The following is a 16,752-nucleotide window of genomic DNA, read 5'->3' as shown; positions in this document are numbered from 1 at the left end:
ATATGCCACATGTGGCAAAACGGTGTGACATTTTGTCGGAGTGTGCCTTATGCAAAGGCCGGTTCTGAATGCGGGAAAGATGTTTCGTTCCCTGCGTCTGACTCTGGTGTTGAGTCTTGTGGTGCCACTGATGATATTCAGTGGCCTGGCCATTTATCTGGCACTGGGTGCGGTTGAGCGTAATCTGAATGATCGCCTCAGGGAAGATCTGGAGCTCGTTGCGCGGGCTGTAAGCGGGCCGCTTTCGCGTGCGATGTCGGAAGGTGATGAAATCGTGATGGGGGAGTCGCTGGAATCCATCTTCCGGATTGGTAGGGTGTACGGCGCCTCGGTATTTGATGAGGCGGGTAAACAGATTGCCAGTCTTGGTGTTGCGGACAGTGATGTCGGTAGCAGCAAAAGTGCCGAGCATGCCATTACCAGTGGCGAGTTGGGGGGTGCTTTTCGCCGGGTGGATGGAAAGTCGGTGTTTTCTCAGTTCACGCCGCTGGTCGCGGAGGATGGCCGTATTCAGGGCCTGTTGCAGATTACCCGCAAACGCAGTGACTTCCATGAACTCGTGGCCTCAAGTCGTCTTTGGGCGATTGTGATCTGGTGTTCTTTTTCCCTCATGGTGATTTTTGTGGTGGTTCTGGGGCACTACGGCGCCGTGGGTCGCCACGTCAGCCGGTTATTGGAAATCATGTACGGTCTGGCCCCCGGACACTGGCGTGTTGACTCCCGACCGGGCGGGCCACGGGAGCTGCGGCAGATTCATGAAGGTCTTCAGGATATGGGCGAAAGGATGACTGCGGCGGAAGAGGAGATCAGTGCGCGTGTCGTGCGTGAGAGGGAGTTGGCGGAGCAGCTCGAATACCAGGAAAAGGTGGCCATGATTGGCCGTGTTGCCGGAGGCGTGGCTCACGAGCTTGGGGCTCCGCTGAACGTCATTCAGGGGCGCGCGAATATTCTGCGTCGCGCGGGTTTGCAGGCGGGGCAGGAGCGGCACCTGGACGACATTGAGCATCAGGTGGAGCGTATGACATTAATTATCCAGCAGCTGCTGGATTGTTTTCGACATGTGCCGGATTCACGGAGAAATACCGATCTGGCGAAGGTTCTGCGTGAGGTGACCCACCGCATTTCCGATGATCCCAAATGCTCGGCGAAGTCGGTCGTGACCCTGGGTCTCGAGCAGCAGGCCGGGATCAAGGCCGAACCGACCCGTCTTGATCTGGCGTGTGTCAACGTAATCCGCAATGCCTGCCAGGCCAGCAAAACCCGGGTCGAGGTGTCACTGTTGCACGATAACGGTTTCTGGGAAGTCCGCGTGGATGATGACGGTGAGGGTATTTCACCCGACATCCGGGATCGTATCTTTGAGCCCTTCTACAGCACCCGCCCGGCCGGCGAGGGAACGGGGCTGGGTCTCGCAGTGGTGAGCAGTGTTCTCAAGGAGCATGGCGGCTACGCAGAGATTGGTGAAAGCGCCTGTGGTGGCTGCCGTATGAGCCTGTTCTGGCCGGGAGGTGAGCATGAATGACAGGCATCCTTCCATCCTGCTGATTGAGGATGACGCCAGCCTTCGTTTGCTGCTGGCGGAAGAACTGGAACTGGACGGTTATTGTGTAGAGACCGCGTCGACGGCCGCTGAGGGGAAGCAAAAAGCACTGGTAGGTATGCCCGGCCTTATTGTTTCTGATTTGCGCCTGCCGGACGCGGACGGGCTGTCTATCCTTCGGGAACTTCAGGCCGCCGGGCATTCGGTACCCTTTATCATCATCACAGCGTTCGGCACGGTCGATCAGGCCGTAGATGCCCTCAAGGCAGGAGCGGACGATTTCCTTACCAAGCCGTTGTCCACTGATCATCTACGATTGAAAATTCGACGTCTGCTGGCTCAGGCTGAAATCACCAGTGAGTTGGCCCGGTACAAGTCCAGAAGCAGCGAGGATGCTGCACTGGGCCTGGTCGGCGACAGTGCGGTCATGCGGCGATTGCGCACCGAAATTCGCCAGGTTGCCCGCAGCCATGCCGCCGTACTCATTAATGGCGAGAGCGGCACTGGTAAAGAGTTGGTGGCGAGGGCTATTCATCAGGAAAGCGAGCGCAAAGAAAAGCCGTTCCTGCCGGTCAATTGTGCGGGTATCCCCCACGAACTGATGGAGAGTGAGTTTTTCGGGCATGAAGCGGGCGCGTTTACCGGTGCCAGGCAGGCAAGGAAGGGATTGTTCGCGGAAGCCGATGGCGGCACCCTGCTACTGGACGAAATCGGTGAGATGCCCCTGGCGTTGCAGGCCAAGTTATTGCGGGTTTTACAGGAGGGTACCATCAAGCCGGTGGGGGCCGATCAGGAAGAAACCGTGGATGTCCGAATTGTTGCGGCGACCCATGTGGATCTTTTGAAGGCGGTTGAGGAAGGTGTCTTTCGCGAAGATCTCTATTACCGGCTGGAAACCCTGGCATTGGTGGTGCCACCGTTAAGGGAGCGAGGTGACGATGTTGATATTCTCGCCATGCATTTCCTCAAGGAGGCGGCGCTGCGGCACAATCGTGGCTTTATGCGTCTTGGGGAGGTGGCTTCCCGGACGCTGATGGATTATCCGTTTCCAGGCAATGTAAGGGAGCTTGCCAGTGCCATTGAGCGCGCCGTGACTTTTTGTGATGGCGACGTGATCCAACCTGAACACCTGCCTGCCAGGATACGTAAGCGCCAGGCTGACGTTCCCGCTTCACCAACTCGACTCAATGCGGATAATCTGGCAGATTGGCCCACCCTTGAATCCCTCCAGCAGAATTACGTCAGCGAAGTCATTCGTGCTGTGGCTGGGAACAAACGCCGTGCCGCCCAGATCCTGGGGGTAAATCGCAGGACACTGTATCGCTGGCTGGATGCCGGCGTTGGGGAAAAAAAATGACCAATCAGAAACAGGCGATGTTGTACGGATTGGCGACGGTGCTGCTCTGGTCCACGGTTGCTACCGCGTTCAAGCTTTCCCTGCGGGAATTATCCCCCGTTCAGATGTTGGTCATTGCCTGTGCGGCATCGGTGATCGTGATGGCGACGATCCTGGTGGTCCAGGGGCGCTGGCACCTGGTTTTCTCATTGAGTCGCAAACAGTACCTGCAGTCCATGGGGCTGGGGCTGATTAACCCATGTCTGTATTATTTTGTGCTGTTTGGGGCCTTCGACCGCCTGCCGGCCCAGGAGGCCCAGCCATTGAACTATACCTGGGCGCTGGTGCTGGCTTACATGTCTGTCCCCTTTCTGGGGCAGCGGCTGCGTCGCCTGGATATTATTGCCGGCTTGATCTGTTACGGCGGGGTGGTGGTCATTGCCACCCGGGGGGATGTCCTGTCGCTGTCATTTTCTGATCCACTCGGGGTCGGGCTGGCCATTGGAAGTACATTGATCTGGGCGTCCTATTGGATCATCGCGACCCGGGATACCCGTGACCCGGTGGTGGGGCTGTTTCTGAATTTCCTCTGCGGATTGCCGGTTATCGCTGTGATATGCGGGGTTACCGACGGCTATGACATCGTGCCGGGGGCGGCCTTTGGCGCCGCTATCTATGTTGGTGTTTTCGAAATGGGGGTCGCCTTTGTATTGTGGTCCTATGCCATGAAAAAAGCTGAGAATACGTCGCGGGTCAGCAACCTGATCTTTATTTCCCCGTTCCTGTCCCTGGTGTTTATTTCCCTGATCCTGGAGGAAGTCATTCTGCCGTCGACCTACGTTGGTCTGGTATTGATTGTGGCCGGACTCTGGCTGCAGCAACGTAAGGTCAGGGAGCGAGTTTCACAGGTGGAAGGCGCATGAGTTGTTGGTACGTGTACATGGTGAGGACGGCGAGGGGATCGCTGTATACCGGCATTACCACGGACGTGGAACGCCGGTTCTCGGAACACCAGGCCGGTAGCCCTAAAGGCGCAAGAAGTCTGCGAGGGAAAGGGCCGCTGAAGCTGGTGTTCTCCGCGGAGGTCAGTGACCGCAGTGTCGCTTCCCGGTTGGAGTGGCAGCTCAAGCAGTGGCCCCGCACCCGTAAGGAAGCGTTGGTGCGGGGAGATATTACTTTGCCCGGTGGCGATTGATGTGTGCCGCAGCCTCAGCCAGGGCATCGGTTGCACGGCTCAATTGGCCTGCATGGACATGAAACACGTGCCAGAGGCTGTTATAGATTTCCAGGGTGGCATCGCTGCCTTGTTGGTTGAACTGTTCTGACAAACGCTGGGCATCGTTCAGGAGGATTTCTTCACTACCAACCTGAATCAGTAGTGGGGGGAGGCCGCTGAGATCGCCATGGATGGGAGACATCAGAGGATTCGTTCTGGGTTCCTTGCCGGCGTAAAGCCCGGCTGCTTTTTCAATCCAGCGTGGCTGCAGGACTGGCTCACGTTCTGGAGAATAGAGATGCTGGTGCGTCAGGTCGACCCAGGGCGAGAAAACCGTAAGCGAAGCCGGTAGCGGGCGACCTTTGTCACGGAGCCGCATGGCCAGGGCGATGGCCAGGCCACCTCCGGCAGAGTCACCGGCAATGCCTATGGAAGCAGGAGCATGTCCTTCCTTCAGCAGCCCTTCGTAGGCGGATTCGGCATCATCCAGGGCGGCGGGAAACGGGTGTTCCGGCGCCAGTCGATAGTCCGGTGCGATGATGGTGTGGCCGCTGGCTTTGGCGAGATGGCCGGTGATTCCCCGGTGGGTGGAAGACGATCCGATAATATAGCCGCCACCGTGTAAGTATAGAACAACCCCCTCCGTGGCAGCCCCATGACGGGTGCGGGTGCCCTTGATACCTCCAATGGTGACGGTGTCGAACTTGCAGCCCCTGGGAGGAACGGAGCTTCGATAGGCCTGGGCAGTGAACGTGCGCTGTAGGGAGACCGGTACTGCCGGGTGCAGCAGGGGACGAACCATGCGGTTCATGGTTTGTCTTAAACTGGTTTCGAGCAGGTTTTGCAGCATGGGGTTCTCCATGGAAATAATCAGGTTCTGTCCGTGTTGATACGGTGGTGTGCTAACCTAGTGGCGGAAGCTGAAGCGGGCAAGGGGCGTCAGGGCCATCTTGAATCACCTTAAATGACAAGCGTGTAACTCTACGTGTACTGGAAAACAGATACCATAGAAATTCCGGACTGGAATCGCAGTTCATTGCTGGACCGGCTTGAACCGTTTGATCCGGCTTCCCCCCGGGAACTGGGGGAAGAGATGGTAGCTTATTGCCGCTTTTACGGCCTGGATCTCTGGGTGGAGCACCCAGAGGTGAGCTACCATCAGGGTTATGTCAGTGCCGGGCGGCACCAGGTCATGGTGCATTACTTCCGGTCACCGGAGAGCACCGGATCGAAGGGAACGGTTTTTATCCTTCATGGGTACTTTGACCACGTGGGGTTGTACAGCCAGTTGATCGACCGCTGCCTGGGGGCAGGGTTTGATGTGCTGTCTTATGATCAACCAGGCCACGGACTGTCCAGTGGCACACCGGCGGCCATTGGCAGTTTCCTGGAGTACCAGGCGGTGCTGTCTGAGGTGATAGCCCGGATGAAAGGTAAAGTGAGGGGCCCCTGGTATGCAGTCGGGCAGAGCACCGGAGGGGCTATCCTGATCGATTACCTGTTGTCGAACCAGCACGATCAACAGACGTCGGAATTTCGTCGGATCGTGTTGTTGGCGCCATTGATCAGACCCATGGGATGGCTTGGTGCAAAGTTACTGCATAGCCTGGCCAGACCCTTCCTGACGCGGTGGCGTCGGGTGTTTGCCGAAAATAGCGGGAATACGCGGTTCCTGCGGTTCCTGAAAGAACACGACCCGCTTCAGGCGCGGGCGGTTCATGTGGATTGGGTATCGGCTCTGAGGAGTTGGGTACCCCACATTGAGTCTGCCAGACCGGTGAATTTTCCGGTCACGGTGGTTCAGGGCGAAAAAGACCTGACTGTCGATTGGCAGCATAATTTGCGGATTATTCGTAATAAATTTTCCTCGGTGGAGGAACTTCGTATTCCGGATGGTCGTCATCATTTGGTGAACGAAGCACAGGATCTGCAATCGACGGTATTCAATACCATTATTGATACCTTCTCAAACGACCATGCGGGTCCTCTGTCAGAGGCCTGCTAGGGATAAAAAAGCCAGGAGTATGCTGTGAAAAAGACTGTTCTCGCATTTGCGGTTGCCACCGTTGGTTTGGGTGGCTGTATGACGTATGACCCGTACACCGGGGAAGAGAAAACCTCCAGTGCCACTAAGGGAAGTATCATTGGCGCTATCGGTGGTGCCGCTGTGGGCGCTGCGACATCAAGCAGCAGTGACCGTGGCAAGGGTGCCCTGATTGGCGCCGCCAGTGGTGCTGCGATTGGTGGTGGTATCGGCTACTACATGGATAAGCAGGAAGCCGAGCTTCGCCGCAAACTGGAAGGTTCAGGCGTGCGGGTTGTCCGTAACGGTGATGAGATTGAGCTGGTCATGCCTGGCAACATCACCTTCGATACCGATCAGTCCACGATCAAGCCCTCCTTCAGCAACACTCTGGAGTCCGTTGGCCTGGTACTGAAAGAGTTCGACAAGACCATCATCCAGATCGATGGTCACACTGACAGCACCGGTTCCCAGAACTACAACCAGCTGCTGAGTGAGCGTCGTGCCGGTTCCGTAAGGGACTTCCTGCTCAATCAGGGCATTGAGCCCAAGCGTACCCGGGCAGTGGGTTATGGCCCGCGTTACCCGATCGCGTCCAATGACACGGCTGCCGGACGGGAGCAGAACCGTCGGGTAGAGCTGACGCTGGTACCGATGCAGTAAGATCTGTTTCGGACAGAATAAGCCCCGGTGTCGTACAACACCGGGGCTTTTTTGTGGTTAGTTGGTATTGCTGGGAAGCCACTCATCGATGCGGTCTTTCAGGTCCTGGAGCCGGTCTTCTCCGGAATCCCTCACTTCCCCCAGTTTTTTTCGGGCATCCTCAATCCTTTCTTCCAGTTGCTGCACCTTCTCGGAAAATTCTTTCTGAATTTCCGCCTCGGCCTGGTCGTCTTTGGCTTTTGCCATTTTGTGTTCAGCGTCTGCCCTGAGACTGTCGATCTGCTTGCTCCAGCGTTCGGTCTGTGTTTCCAACTTGGTCAGCAGGGAATCCTTCAATGACATAGTCTGCTCCTCTTATGGGATAAGCATGGGAACTGAGCGAACCCTTCCCCTATTAACCATGGACGTTATTGGCAGTTTCTCAAGTGTAAATAAAAACCCCGGCCGTTAAATATCGGTAACTTGTTCACACTTTGGCCTTCGCAGCCATGTTGTGGGAGGCGCCAGTTGTGACAGATTGTCACGCTCGAATGCCTGAAAAACCAAAAAAAAGGACGAGCACTATGATCAACAGAATGTTCCCCGCCGTTTGTCTCGGTGTGGCACTGGTCGCTTCCTCTCCCGTAGTCCATGGTGGCCTGTTGGGGCTCATCGCTGGCTCCACTGAAGAAACCACCCAGCAGGAGTTGCAACCCGGTGATGTTCTGCCCGGGCGTTATATCCTGACTCTTGATCCCCAGTTGCCCGAGCTGCTCGGATTGGCGGACTTGCAAGCGGGTGTTGAATCCCTGCTGCTGGCTGTTGGCGGCGGGGAGATACTTCATCTCTACAGCACAGCACTGACTGGCGCTGCCGTCGAGTTGACCGAAGCACAAGCTGAGCTGCTGTCCTCTCTGCCCGGCGTACTGGCTGTTGAACCGGATCGCGTGGTTGCCGCCAATTCGGAAGTTCAACAGGGCGCAACCTGGGGGCTGGACCGCATTGATCAGCAGTTTTTGCCTCTGGATGAGTTATATCGTTATCCAGCCTCCGCCGGCGCGGGCACCAACGTCTATATCATCGACACAGGTCTGCGGGACAGCCATGTCGAGTTTACTGGCCGTGTGATTGAGGGGCGCAACTTCGCCGCGAACGACACTGGACTGTTGGGACTGGGCGGCCTGCCTTTGATTGGTTCTCTGTTGAACGTTGGAGGAGAAACCGACCCCGCTGATACAACCGACTGCAATGGCCATGGTACTCATGTAGCCAGCACAGCCGTGGGTTCCGAGTATGGTGTCGCCAAGGCGGCCTCCGTGGCTGCGGTGCGGGTGCTGGACTGTTCCGGTGCCGGTTCGAATGCTGACGTGATTGCTGGTGTGGACTGGGTTGCTGAAAACCATCAAGCGCCAGCGGTTGCCAATATGTCCCTCGGGGGTGGCAATTCAGACGCATTGGACTTTGCAGTGAAGGGCGCGATTCAGAAAGGTGTGACCTTTGTTGTCGCCGCAGGTAACAGCGATGCAGACGCCTGCTCCGGTTCCCCCAACCGCGTGGCAGAGGCCATTACGGTGGGCAGTACTACCCGCGAGGATCAGCGTTCGTCCTTCTCCAACCACGGTGAGTGTGTAGATCTGTTTGCGCCCGGATCCGACATTACGGCGGCCTGGTATCAGACTGACACCGAAACCAACACCATCAGCGGTACTTCGATGGCTTCGCCTCATGTGGCGGGTGTTGCAGCCCTGGTATTGGGTGGTCAGGGGAGCTTGAGCCCGGGCCAGGTGGGCGCCGCCATTCAGGAGATGGCGACGGCGAATGTTCTGAGTGGCATCAAGGCAGGTTCGCCGAACCTGTTGCTGCGCGCGCCTCAATAACGTCGCCGCAGGCAGAATAAAAAACGGGAGCCCGAGGCTCCCGTTTTTTATGGACTATTCGTCGATCTGATCAGATCAGAACAGAACGCGGCAGCGAATGGTGCCTTTGACGTGGATCAGTTTCTCCAGCGCCAGCTCGCCATACTCCTTGTCTACGTCAATAACGACGTAACCAATGTCTTCCTTGGTTTGCAGGTACTGGCCGCAAATGTTGATGCCATTCTCCGAAAACACCTGGTTGATCTCTGACATCACGCCCGGCACGTTCTCATGAATGTGCAGCAGACGGTGCTGGTTAGGATGCGAGGGCAGCGCCACTTCCGGGAAGTTCACGGAAGACACCGAGGTGCCGTTGTCGCTGTACATCGCCAGCTTTTCTGCCACTTCTCGGCCGATGTTCTCCTGGGCCTCGATGGTTGAACCGCCGACGTGTGGGGTCAGGATCGCGTTATCGAACTCCCGCAACGGAGAAATGAATTCCTCGTCGTTGGATTTTGGCTCGACCGGGAATACGTCGATCGCCGCGCCCAGAAGCTTGCCGCTTCGCAGGGCGTCCGCCAGGGCGTCAATATCCACGACGGTTCCCCGGGAAGCGTTCATCAGGATGGAGCCGGGCTTCATCTGTGCGAACTGCTCGGCCTTGAACATGTACTTGGTCGAGGGGGTTTCCGGTACGTGCAGGCTGACCACATCGGATATATTCAGCAGCTCCTGTAGCGTGCCCACCTGGGTGGCGTTACCGATTGACAGCTTGGAAACCACATCGTAGAAGTACACGTCCATGCCCAGGCCTTCGGCCAGGACGCTGAATTGGGTGCCGATGTTGCCATAGCCGATGATTCCCAGCTTCTTGCCGCGAATCTCATAGCTGTTCTTGGCGGATTTCAGCCATTCACCGCGATGGGCCTTCGCGCTTTTCTCGGGAACGCCGCGCAGCAGCAGGATAGCCTGTGCCAGCACCAGCTCAGCCACACTGCGGGTGTTGGAGAACGGGGCGTTGAATACGGCAATGCCGCGGCGGGTCGCCGCCTGCAGGTCTACCTGGTTTGTGCCAATACAGAAACAACCCACTGCCACCAATTTCTGGGCGGCATCAAATACTTTCTCGGTCAGCTGGGTGCGCGAGCGAATCCCGACGAAGTGCGCGTCGGCAATCTTCTCAATCAGGTCTTCCTCGGCCAGCGAGTGAGTCAGGTACTCGATGTTGGTGTAGCCTGCGGCATTCAGGGTATCAATAGCAGATTGATGCACGCCTTCCAGCAGCAGGATCCGGATTTTGCTCTTTTCGAGAGACGTATTTGACATGGGCTTGCTTCCGAACCTTTCGTCACGTGAAATGACCTGGAGCCAGGATCGTCGGGCTGGCTCACAGAACAGGGGCGGTATGATACCATAAACGCAGATTTTCACAGCGCGTCGGATTGCCTGAATCAATTGCCCCGTGATTCGCTGAATGCAGGCCCGCCGTCCAACCCTTACGAGACTGATAGCTTCATGAATTCCGAACAGATTATCGCTTCGCTGAGAGAGCTGATTGCCGCAGGGGATGCCCCCGGTAAAGTGCTGACCGATCCGGCAGACCTGGAAAACTACGGCAAGGACTGGACCAAGATTTATCCCCCGAAGCCGCTGGCCATTGTGCTGCCGAAGACAACGGAGCAGGTGCAGGCACTGGTGAAGTTCGCCAATGAGAACCAGGTGGCACTGGTGCCCTCCGGTGGTCGTACCGGCCTGAGCGCGGGCGCAGTTGCCGCCAACGGTGAAGTGGTGGTGGCGTTCGATAACATGAACCAGATTCTGGATTTCAGTGCCAGTGACCGCACCGTGCGTTGTCAGGCGGGTGTGGTGACCGAGCAGTTGCAGACATTCGCAGAAGAAAATGGCCTGTATTACCCGGTGGACTTCGCCTCTGCCGGCTCCAGCCAGCTGGGGGGCAACCTGTCCACCAATGCCGGCGGGATCAAGGTGATTCGCTACGGCATGAGCCGTGACTGGGTAGCCGGCCTCAAGGTCGTAACCGGCAAGGGCGATATTCTGGACCTGAACAAGGACCTGGAAAAGAACAACACCGGTTATGATCTGCGGCATCTGTTTATCGGTGCCGAAGGCACGCTGGGCTTTATCACCGAAGCGACCATGAAGCTGTCCCGCAAACCGGACAACCTGACCGTACTGGTGCTGGGTCTCAATGACCTGACCAACACCATGGATGTGCTGCAGACGTTCCAGAAGCAGATCGACCTGACCGCCTACGAGTTTTTCTCACACGAGGCCATGGGGCACGTGCTGGCCCACGGCCAGGTGCAGGCGCCGTTCGAAACCGAGGCTCCGTATTACGCGTTGCTGGAATTCGAAGCGGTATCCGATCAGGTAATGGAAGACGCCATGACCCTGTTTGAGCAGTGCGTGGAGAACGGCTGGGTACTGGACGGCGTGATCAGCCAGAGCGAAACCCAGGCCAACAATCTGTGGCAGCTGAGGGAGCGGATCTCCGAATCCATCGCGCCGCGTACGCCCTACAAGAACGATATTTCCGTGGTGGTGTCCAAGGTGCCTGGCTTCCTGCAGGAAATTGACGCCGTGGTGAACGAGCATTACCCGGACTTCGAGATCATCTGGTTCGGCCATATCGGAGACGGCAACCTGCACCTGAACATCCTCAAGCCGGAAGATATGGCGAAAGAGGATTTCTTCGAGAAGTGCCAGCAGGTCAACAAGTGGGTGTTCGAGATTGTTGAGCGTTACCAGGGCAGCGTCTCCGCGGAACACGGCGTTGGCATGACCAAGAAGCCTTATCTGCATTACACCCGCAGTGAAGCGGAGATCGCCTACCTGAAGGGGATCAAGCAGGTTTTCGACCCCAACGGCATCATCAACCCGGGCAAGATATTCGACTGATGCAGGATCACATCGTCGTACTGACAGGCGCTGGTATCAGCGCCGAAAGCGGACTCTCCACCTTCCGTGACAACGGCGGGCTGTGGGAGCAGCACAGTGTGTACGATGTGGCCACCCCGGAAGCCTTTGAGCGCAACCAGGAACTGGTGCTGCGGTTCTACAACGATCGCCGACGCCAGCTTCAGACCGCCCGACCCAGTCAGGCTCACCGCCTGCTGGGTGAGCTGGAAAAAAGGTATCGCGTCACGATTGTCACCCAGAATGTGGACGACCTTCACGAACGCGGCGGTTCCTCCAACGTGATTCACCTGCACGGTGAACTGACCAAAGCCCGCAGTTCCCGCTTTCCGGAACTGGTGTATGACATCGGTTACCGGGACATCGCCCCGGGTGATACCTGCGACCACGGCGCCCAGCTCCGGCCCCACAACAGCACTCACTCCACGGCCTTGAGATATTTCTCCAGTTCACTTCTAAAAGCAGCCTGAACCCCCAACCGCTTTAGCATCCAGTAATGCCCAGCAATCATCCGGTCAATAAAGATGCTCTCCACCGGCGGCTTGAAGTAGTCCAGGTATTTGAAGACCGTACTGGTCTTGGCTGCGACGTGCTTGTGTAGCTCGGATTCGGCGAAGTCGTAAGGTTCGTCCTGGTCAAAGGGCACAATCAGGATATCCCGCCACATGGCGTAATAGGCTTCATCCACGGCGGGTTGGCTTCCCACCCGTGCTCCCAGATCGATCAGGTGACGGTCCAGGGCCTGGTAGTCTTCGTCCAGGGCGGCAATCAGAACCTTACGATAGGCTTCTACTATCTCCGGTTTCAGTTTCTTCACACAGCCGAAGTCGTACATGATCACCGAACCGTCGGGCCGGTAGGCAAAATTGCCCGCATGGGGGTCGCCATGGATGCACTGGAAACGGAACAGTTGGTCAGCCATGGTGGTGAGAATGCGGTGGCCGATCAGATTGATGGTGTCCTGATCATAGCGGGCCGGTGTAACCTGGCTGACATGGTCGCCTTCCACCAGTTCCAGGGTGAGTACCCGCCGGGAGGAATGGCTGTCGATGACGGTGGGGATGATGACCCAGGGATCCTCCGCATGGAACTCCCGGAACATCTTCAGGTTGCGGGCTTCGTTTTCGTAATCCAGCTCTTCCTTGAGACGCACCCGGATCTCGCCGAACAGCTGGTCAACGGTTTCCTTGGGCATCTTCAGCAGACCACCGAGTTTCAGAGCAAGGCGCAGTTGTTTCAGATCCGAGTCACAGGATTCATCCACACCGGGGTACTGGACTTTGACGATCACATCGGTGCCATCGTGCAAGCGTGCCCGATGGACCTGCCCGATAGAGGCGGCGGCGTAGGGCGTCTCCTGCAAGTATTCAAACAGCTCAGGTACCGGCTTTCCGAGTTCGGACTCCACCTGCGCGACAATCACCTCGAACGGCATCGGCGGTGCTTCTTTCTGTAGCTTCTCCAGGGCCTCGGAGAACTCTTTGGGCAGGAAATCCTGGGTCTGGGACGCAATTTGACCCACTTTCATGACCGCTCCTTTCAGTTCGCCCAGAGTATCGGCGATCTGACCGGCCATGCGGGTGTAGCTTTCACTTTGAGCACCTTCGTCGTTCTCGGTGCCGAACAGGCGGCGGGCTCTCTGCCCGGCATATTGCCCTGCCACGGAGGCGGTCATGCCTGCGAGCTTGAAGAAGCGTCCACTGCGGGAGGTCACCGGTTTTTTAGCCATGTACTGAATACGTCCTGAGCGGCAGAAAGGTTTGGACCCTATCTTACGCTAAATGACCCGGGTTTCGACAAACAGGACGTCTTCCAGTTCCAGGGACAGGATCTGCCCGGATGCCAGGGCGCCGACGCCACTGGGGGTGCCCGTCAGCACCACGTCTCCCGGCATCAGCGTGAACTGACTGCTCATATGGGCAATCAGTGGAATGATCGGGTTGAGCATATCGCGGGTATCGCCGGTTTGCTGACGCTTGCCGTCGATGTCGAGGGTAAAGGTGAGGTGGTCCTTCCTGAGCTTGTCTGCGGCGACGAAAGGCGACAACGGGCAGGCACCGTCAAACGCTTTGGCCCTTTCCCAGGGCTGTCGTTTTTCTTTCAACAGGCTTTGAACGTCCCGCAGGGTAAGGTCCAGTGCCAGGCCATAGCCCAGGATGGCAGCCTCCGCTTCAATGGCGGAAGCGTTGGTGATGGGGCGTCCAATGAGAACCGCCAGTTCCGTCTCGAAATGAACATCACCCCGGTCACGGGGGAAGTCCAGGGGGCGGGTAATATGAACCGCTGAAGTGGAAGGTTTGATAAACAGCAGCGGTTCATCGGGTACCGGATTGTTGAGCTCCCTGGCGTGCTCCGCATAGTTGCGGCCGATACAGACAATCTTTCCCAGTGGCAAATGAACGGGGGTGCCGTCCTTCCAGTGGTGCTGATAATCGGGCATGGCCGCCTCCTGATGGTTTGTGCTAATCGCCTTCGAATGAACAAACAGTATAAACCTGTAACCCTTCTTCCCGCAGCTTCCGTGAGCCGCCGAGATCCGGCAGGTCGATCATGGCTGCCACTTCCACGATGTCAGCCCCGATACGACGGATCAGTCGTGTGGCGGCCAGCATGGTTCCGCCGGTGGCAATCAGGTCATCGACCAGAACAACATTGTCACCGGGCTTGAAGGCATCCTTGTGCAGTTCCACCGAGGCGGTGCCGTACTCCAGTTCGTAATCTTCCACCAGGGTGTCGAACGGAAGTTTGCCTTTCTTGCGTACCAGCACCAATGATGCGTTCAGTTCATAGGCCAGAGCCGAACCAATGATAAAACCGCGGGCATCCACGGCGGCGACAGCATCAATCTCCTTACCGTGGTAACGGTGCACAAAGGCATCAATTAACTTACGAAAGGCCGTCTTGTCCTGAAGCACGGTGGTGATGTCACGGAAAGCAACACCTGGCTGTGGCCAGTCTGGTACCGTGCGAATGGTGCTTTTGATGCTCTCTGAGAAGTAGTCCATAACTGTTCCGGTGATCAATCAGGATGTGGCTCAGGCCACGTCCAGGAAGATGAATTTCAGGATAAAGACAACGGCAATAATGACAACGCTGGCGTTAAGGTCGGGCCAGCGGCCACTCAATGCTTTAAGAATAGCGTAGGTGATAAAGCCCAGTGCGATACCGTTTGCAATGGAAAACGTCAGCGGCATCATCAGGGCTGTAACGACCGCCGGAGCGGCTTCGGTGATGTCATCCCAGTCGATCAGTTTGAGGCCACTGGTCATAAGCACCGCGACGTAGAGCAGCGCGGGCGCCGTTGCATAGGGCGGGATAATGCTGGCGATGGGAGAGAGCAGCAGGCAGGCAAGGAACAGGGCGGCAACGACCACGGCTGTCAGCCCGGTCCGGCCGCCCGCGGAAATCCCCGCTGTGGACTCAATGTAGCTGGTCGTCGTGGAGGTACCCAGCGCCGCGCCCGACATGGTGGCTACCGAGTCTGACATCAGCGCCCGGCCCAGGCGCGGGAGCTTGCCATCCTTGTCCAGCAGGCCACCGCGCTGTGCCGCACCGATCAGGGTGCCGGATGTATCGAACAGATCAACAAACAGGAACGCAAATACCACGCTGATCATGCCGACGTTCAGTGCACCAACGAGATCCAATTGCATAAAGGTCGGGGCGAGGCTCGGTGGTGCCGATATAAAGCCCTTATATTCCACCATCCCCAGGGCCATGGCAGCGCCGGTAACCGCAATGATCCCGATCATGACGGCGCCGGTGACCTGCCGGAATGACAGGGCGCAGATCAACAAGAAGCCGCCGAAGAACAGGAGACTCTCGGCACCCTTCAGTTCGCCCAGGCCGACCAGAGTGGCGGGATGATCCACAACAATGCCGGCATTCTTGAGGGCGATCAGGGCCAGGAAAAAGCCGATACCTGCGGAGATACCGAACCGCAGTGACATCGGGATACTGTTAATAATCCATTCCCGCACCCTGAAAATACTGAGCAGAAAGAACAGAAAGCCGGACAGGAAGACCGCCCCCAGGGCCACCTGCCAGCTGTAACCCATGCTGCCGACCACGGTGAACGAGAAAAACGCATTCAGCCCCATGCCCGGAGCCAGGGCGATGGGGTAGTTGGCCCACAGCCCCATAATAAGCGTGCCGATGACTGCCGCCAGACACGTGGCGACGAACACCGCGCCAAAATCCATACCGGTGGAGGACAGGATGCTGGGATTGACCACAATGATGTAAGCCATGGTCAGGAAGGTGGTAATGCCGGCCACCAACTCTTTACGAACATCGGTGCCATGGGCCTTTAACTGGAATAGTCGCTCAAGCATGACGGGGGACTGCCTCACTGAGTTCTGGGTAGGGTTTCGGGGTTGAAAAGCGTCGATAAACCGGGATTGTGTGAAAAAACGGCAATCTTACCGACTGAGGGACGTCAGGCCAAGGGATGATCGGTGATTCAATGTTACGGATTGCCCCTAGTGAGGATCCCGCTGCAACCTGATATCAAACCGGACAGCCAGCATTCGCACAAGAACGATAAATAACAGGCCTACACTCAGAGCCATGGTTTCGCTCTCCATGGTCCATTGGCACACAAAATAAAGCCAACAACCGGCGAATGAAATAGAGGCGTAGATCTGGTCCTTGCGGAAAATGAACGGTACCTCGTTACACAGGGTATCCCGCAGGGCGCCGCCGAAGGTGCCGGTCATTACGCCGAGCAGGGATGCAATAAACCACGAATGCCCAAGGTCCAGCGCAAGCTGAGCGCCGAGAATGGAGAAAATGCCCAGGCCAATGGCATCGGGAAATACAATTCGTGATTCACGGATTCTTTCCGCCCGACGCCAGTAACTGAACACAATGGCGATGGCGAGAATGAGAATGGGCTGCTCCTGGTGCTTGATCCAGTACAGCGGATGGTTGTCCATCATCAGGTCCCGCAGGGTTCCGCCGCCCAGTGCCGTGATGAAACCAATGGTAAACACACCCACGGGATCCATATTTTTGGATCGCGCAACAATCATTCCTGAAATGGCGAACGCAACAACGCCAATCATTTCAAGAAAATAGATGATATCGAACATAACGGACCGTGAAAGACAGGAAACAGCGGCGAACCAGCCGGGTTTGAGTGCGCGAAGGATAGCCTAAAACGGGCCTGGATTCACCCCCGTGGCGGGCTGTGAAGTGATC

At 57.0% G+C, this 16,752-nt stretch carries 16 protein-coding genes and 1 pseudogene; 9 read left to right on the top strand and 8 right to left on the bottom strand.

Annotated elements, in window-relative coordinates; genetic code table 11:
- Positions 1-49 precede the first annotated feature (49 nt).
- Genes MARLIPOL_RS02120 through MARLIPOL_RS02105 form a run of 4 tightly spaced genes read left to right on the top strand, consistent with a single transcriptional unit; the run spans position 50 to position 4,071 of the window.
- Complete coding sequence (locus MARLIPOL_RS02120; RefSeq protein WP_012136413.1) at positions 50-1,522, top strand: ATP-binding protein; 1,473 nt, start codon at positions 50-52, stop codon at positions 1,520-1,522.
- A complete protein-coding gene (locus tag MARLIPOL_RS02115; RefSeq protein ID WP_012136412.1) occupies positions 1,515-2,897 on the top strand; it encodes a sigma-54-dependent transcriptional regulator in 1,383 nt (460 codons plus the stop codon). Before MARLIPOL_RS02120 ends, MARLIPOL_RS02115 begins: the two co-directional genes overlap by 8 nt.
- Complete coding sequence (locus tag MARLIPOL_RS02110; protein ID WP_012136411.1) at positions 2,894-3,799, top strand: DMT family transporter; 906 nt, start codon at positions 2,894-2,896, stop codon at positions 3,797-3,799. Before MARLIPOL_RS02115 ends, MARLIPOL_RS02110 begins: the two co-directional genes overlap by 4 nt.
- Positions 3,796-4,071 carry a GIY-YIG nuclease family protein gene (locus MARLIPOL_RS02105; RefSeq protein WP_012136410.1) on the top strand — a complete coding sequence of 92 codons (276 nt, stop codon included), beginning with the start codon at positions 3,796-3,798 and terminating at the stop codon, positions 4,069-4,071. Before MARLIPOL_RS02110 ends, MARLIPOL_RS02105 begins: the two co-directional genes overlap by 4 nt.
- Here the strand turns inward: MARLIPOL_RS02105 and MARLIPOL_RS02100 are convergent.
- A complete protein-coding gene (locus tag MARLIPOL_RS02100; RefSeq protein ID WP_012136409.1) occupies positions 4,049-4,942 on the bottom strand; it encodes an alpha/beta hydrolase in 894 nt (297 codons plus the stop codon). The genes MARLIPOL_RS02105 and MARLIPOL_RS02100 overlap by 23 nt on opposite strands.
- Positions 4,943-5,077: 135 nt before the next feature.
- On the opposite strand from MARLIPOL_RS02100, the gene MARLIPOL_RS02095 reads away from it, so the two are divergent.
- Complete coding sequence (locus tag MARLIPOL_RS02095) at positions 5,078-6,097, top strand: alpha/beta hydrolase (RefSeq protein WP_036190287.1); 1,020 nt, start codon at positions 5,078-5,080, stop codon at positions 6,095-6,097.
- A gap of 24 nt (positions 6,098-6,121) precedes the next feature.
- Positions 6,122-6,778 (top strand): OmpA family protein, encoded by a 657-nt coding sequence (locus MARLIPOL_RS02090; RefSeq protein ID WP_012136407.1) that lies wholly within the window; start codon positions 6,122-6,124, stop codon positions 6,776-6,778.
- A gap of 57 nt (positions 6,779-6,835) precedes the next feature.
- Here MARLIPOL_RS02090 and MARLIPOL_RS02085 read toward each other — a convergent pair whose 3' ends face one another.
- Positions 6,836-7,120: a sll1863 family stress response protein gene (locus MARLIPOL_RS02085; RefSeq protein ID WP_012136406.1), complete on the bottom strand. Its 285-nt coding sequence runs from the start codon at positions 7,118-7,120 to the stop codon at positions 6,836-6,838.
- A gap of 221 nt (positions 7,121-7,341) precedes the next feature.
- Here MARLIPOL_RS02085 and MARLIPOL_RS02080 point away from each other — a divergent pair, with 221 nt between their 5' ends.
- Positions 7,342-8,634 carry a S8 family peptidase gene (locus tag MARLIPOL_RS02080; protein ID WP_012136405.1) on the top strand — a complete coding sequence of 431 codons (1,293 nt, stop codon included), beginning with the start codon at positions 7,342-7,344 and terminating at the stop codon, positions 8,632-8,634.
- 75 nt (positions 8,635-8,709) lie between these two features.
- On the opposite strand, the gene serA is transcribed toward MARLIPOL_RS02080, so the two are convergent.
- Entirely contained in the window at positions 8,710-9,939 is a 1,230-nt protein-coding gene (gene serA, locus MARLIPOL_RS02075) for a phosphoglycerate dehydrogenase (RefSeq protein WP_012136404.1), read from the bottom strand.
- A 189-nt stretch (positions 9,940-10,128) separates the two neighbouring features.
- Between serA and MARLIPOL_RS02070 the strand changes: the two genes are divergently transcribed.
- Both MARLIPOL_RS02070 and MARLIPOL_RS02065 read left to right on the top strand, forming a co-directional pair.
- Positions 10,129-11,532 carry an FAD-binding oxidoreductase gene (locus MARLIPOL_RS02070; RefSeq protein ID WP_012136403.1) on the top strand — a complete coding sequence of 468 codons (1,404 nt, stop codon included), beginning with the start codon at positions 10,129-10,131 and terminating at the stop codon, positions 11,530-11,532.
- A pseudogene (locus tag MARLIPOL_RS02065) lies at positions 11,532-11,960 on the top strand (SIR2 family NAD-dependent protein deacylase); the annotation flags it as partial. The gene MARLIPOL_RS02070 and the pseudogene MARLIPOL_RS02065, both read left to right, overlap by 1 nt.
- An 8-nt stretch (positions 11,961-11,968) precedes the next feature.
- On the opposite strand, the gene MARLIPOL_RS02060 reads toward MARLIPOL_RS02065, so the two are convergent.
- The 5 genes from MARLIPOL_RS02060 to MARLIPOL_RS02040 form a co-directional block, all read right to left on the bottom strand.
- Positions 11,969-13,279, bottom strand: coding sequence for an ABC1 kinase family protein (locus MARLIPOL_RS02060; protein WP_012136401.1), 1,311 nt, complete (start codon positions 13,277-13,279; stop codon positions 11,969-11,971).
- Between the two features lie 48 nt (positions 13,280-13,327).
- On the bottom strand, positions 13,328-13,990 hold the full coding sequence (locus MARLIPOL_RS02055) for a fumarylacetoacetate hydrolase family protein (RefSeq protein ID WP_012136400.1): 663 nt from the start codon (positions 13,988-13,990) through the stop codon (positions 13,328-13,330).
- 22 nt (positions 13,991-14,012) lie between these two features.
- A complete protein-coding gene (locus MARLIPOL_RS02050) occupies positions 14,013-14,555 on the bottom strand; it encodes an adenine phosphoribosyltransferase (protein ID WP_012136399.1) in 543 nt (180 codons plus the stop codon).
- A 30-nt stretch (positions 14,556-14,585) separates the two neighbouring features.
- Entirely contained in the window at positions 14,586-15,884 is a 1,299-nt protein-coding gene (locus tag MARLIPOL_RS02045) for an NCS2 family permease (RefSeq protein ID WP_012136398.1), read from the bottom strand.
- 147 nt (positions 15,885-16,031) lie between these two features.
- A complete protein-coding gene (locus MARLIPOL_RS02040; RefSeq protein ID WP_012136397.1) occupies positions 16,032-16,643 on the bottom strand; it encodes a trimeric intracellular cation channel family protein in 612 nt (203 codons plus the stop codon).
- Positions 16,644-16,752 lie beyond the last annotated feature (109 nt).

Source organism: Marinobacter lipolyticus SM19, from assembly GCF_000397065.2.
Lineage (GTDB): Bacteria > Pseudomonadota > Gammaproteobacteria > Pseudomonadales > Oleiphilaceae > Marinobacter > Marinobacter lipolyticus.
Note: the sequence above shows the minus strand (reverse complement) of the source record. Positions and strands in the feature narration are given on the sequence as shown.